This is a genomic window from Mesorhizobium sp. M1322, assembly GCF_040318085.1.
Lineage (GTDB): Bacteria > Pseudomonadota > Alphaproteobacteria > Rhizobiales > Rhizobiaceae > Mesorhizobium.
This window is the reverse complement of the sequence record NZ_JAMYLP010000183.1, coordinates 1-2922: the sequence shown is the minus strand read 5'-3', so window position 1 is coordinate 2922 and position 2922 is coordinate 1. Positions and strand designations below refer to the sequence as shown.

Annotated in this window: 1 protein-coding gene and 2 pseudogenes; 2 read left to right on the top strand and 1 reads right to left on the bottom strand. The window is 60.5% G+C overall.

What is annotated here, in order from left to right:
* A partial coding sequence (locus NKH12_RS30155; protein WP_352956444.1) for an ABC transporter ATP-binding protein occupies positions 1-1564 on the top strand: 1564 nt, incomplete at its 5' end.
* A 391-nt stretch (positions 1565-1955) separates the two neighbouring features.
* Positions 1956-2117: pseudogene (locus NKH12_RS30150) on the top strand (glutamine synthetase); the annotation flags it as partial.
* Between the two features lie 135 nt (positions 2118-2252).
* On the opposite strand, the pseudogene NKH12_RS30145 reads toward NKH12_RS30150, so the two are convergent.
* Positions 2253-2530: pseudogene (locus NKH12_RS30145) on the bottom strand (IS5/IS1182 family transposase); the annotation flags it as partial.
* Positions 2531-2922: the final 392 nt, after the last annotated feature.

Genomic DNA, 2922 nt, shown 5'->3' with positions numbered 1-2922 from the left:
TGACGTCACCATTGTGGACGGCGTGTCGCTGGCCCTGAAGCGCGGTAAGGTGCTGGGACTGATCGGCGAATCCGGCGCCGGCAAGTCGACCATCGGCCTTTCCTCCATGGGTTATGGCCGGGGCGGTGTCCGCATCACCGGCGGCGAGGTCGTCCTCAACGGCCGCGATATTCTGAAGGGCGGCGTCCAGGGTTTGCGCAGGGTGCGCGGCAGCGAGGTCTGCTATGTCGCGCAGTCGGCTGCTGCCGCTTTCAACCCGGCGCATCGGCTCATGGACCAGGTCGTGGAAGCAGCGCTTCTGCACGGCCTTGCGACGAAAGCCGAGGCAGAAAAGCGCGCGGTGGCACTGTTCGAGAAACTCCGCTTGCCCGATCCCCAAAAAATTGGCTGCCGCTATCCACATCAGGTCTCTGGCGGCCAATTGCAGCGCGTCATGACTGCGATGGCGCTTTGCTCCGAGCCCGACCTGATCGTGTTCGACGAGCCGACCACGGCTCTCGACGTGACGACGCAGATCGATGTGCTGGCCGCCATCAAGGATGCGATCCGCGATACCGGCGTTGCAGCCCTCTACATCACGCACGATCTCGCGGTCGTCGCCCAGGTCTCGGACGAGATCATTGTGCTGCGCGACGGCAAGATGGTGGAGCACGGCGAAACGCGGCAGATTATCGAGGCGCCGCGCATGGACTACACTAAAGCGCTGGTGTCGGTGCGTTCGATCGAGCATGAGGAGAAGGAACCGACGCCGAACCCTCTGTTGTCGGTGAGGAATGTCACTGCCGCTTATGGCGGCGGTGCCGTGAAGGTTCTGCAGGACGTCTCGGTTGACGTCCATCCCGGCCAAACACTCGCTGTCGTCGGTGAATCCGGCTCGGGCAAATCGACGCTCGCCCGCGTCATCACGGGGCTGCTGCCACCGATCGCCGGCAGCATCACCTTCGCTAGCCGCACGCTAGCGCCCAGGCTCGCAGACCGATCCAGGGATGATCTTCGAGAACTGCAGATGATTTATCAGATGGCGGACGTGGCGATGAATCCGCGCCAGACGGCGGGCACCATCATTGGGCGGCCGCTTGAGTTCTATTTCGGGATGCGCGGGCGCGAGCGCGACAAGCGCGTTGCCGAGCTTCTCGACGAGATTGAGATGGGCAAGGGATTCATCGACCGGTATCCGGCGGAGCTTTCAGGCGGCCAAAAGCAGAGGGTCTGCATCGCCCGCGCGCTGGCGGCCAAGCCGAAACTCATCATCTGCGACGAGGTGACCAGCGCGCTTGACCCGCTGGTGGCCGATGGCATCCTAAAGCTGATGCTCCGCCTGCAGAAGATTGAGGACGTGGGCTACCTGTTCATCACGCACGACCTCGCGACGGTGAAGGCTATCGCCGATTCCATCGCGGTTATGTATCGGGGAGAGGTGGTCCGCTACGGCTCGAAGACGCAAGTGCTAGCCCCGCCCTTCGATGCGTATACCGACCTCCTGCTATCTTCCGTACCGGAAATGGAGGTCGGGTGGTTGGAGCATGCGATCAAAGGTCGCCGAATGGAGAGCGCGGGGAACTGAGCTTTACTGGAAGGCCGGCTGATCATTGAAAATGCCTCACGCGTTGGCGCCGCCGGAATAGCATTTAACTGCCCGTTGCTGTTTCAAGCAGTTTATTCGCGGCCGGCATGCGGAGACGACCGCCCGGTCGCAAAGGTTTGATCCGAATTGGCACTGCGGCGCTCTCGAGAGAGTTACGCATAAGTGTGATTGCCGAATATTGTTAGTGTGGTGGTCAGCACACTCCGCACGATCCACTAAGCCCGGTTGGATGTCCTACTTCAAAACAATGCCGACATGCGTCGTCCGTTGACGGGACAATGAATGCGGTCTCGCAAATTTCATAGCAATGAAAGTGGAACAATGAGCCAAGACCCAAAGTGAGGAAAGCCCGCCCGGGTTCAGCGAATGGCTGGAGCAGAACGGTCCGATTGAGAGCATCCAGGCGGTAATCTGCGATTTGAACGGCATTATGCGTGGCAAAAGGGTGCCCGTTGAGCAAGCGTCGAGGGTTCTTAGGGGAGGGATCCGTATGCCTCTGTCGATCGTCGGCGTCGACGTCTGGGGCGAGGACTTTAGGTTTATGCCGACCGCCGCCTAAATATGCCGGGCGCGTCGTCCGATTAACCGGCGTTTGGATCGGCGCTGAAGCGCGCGATCATGAGCACAAACAAGCCTTCAGCCATCTGAGCAGGAGGGAGAAGTTTTAGCCGGCGGCAGCAGGATCGCGTTGACGGCATCGCCCTGCTCGCCGGCAAGGTAGTTGCGACCCATTCGGTGCTCGCCCTTGATGTGGCCGATCACCGGCTCGATGGCAGGTCGTCGCCGCATCTCGCGCTTGATCGCGGACTTAGCGCGGCGCTTCTGCCCGCGGTGAAAAACCCTGATTCTGTGGCTCTCGGGTGCGTCGTGGCCTCGGCAACCGGCGTCGATGAGCATGCGCTCGATCCGGTTGCCGATGGTGTCTTCCATCGCCGGAGTGACCGTGTCATGAAGATAGGTCGGCGTCGCTTCGATCGCCGCAGATCGATGACCGAGCAATCGATCCCGTTGAGGAATTTTCCAGCCAGGCAATCATCGACTTTAGGTGCGTAGGGGGCAGAAAACGCTGATTTTCTGCGTTGATAGAAGGACAATTTGTGCAAGGTGACCAGCCCGCTGGGTGTACCATTCAATTGGTATAAAAGAACGAGGCCGCATTGTCGGCACTAGGGAACAAAGGTAGTAAGTGTCGCAGGAACTCGACTATATCAGCGCCAATTCGCTTATTGCCGGCGCCGCGCCGGCGCCGCGGCCCACCGGCAAAACGCTCATCCCTGAACGCCGCATGTCGGTTGGCGGTATCGGGTCGACCTATTACGAGACGGGAGCCGGTCGTC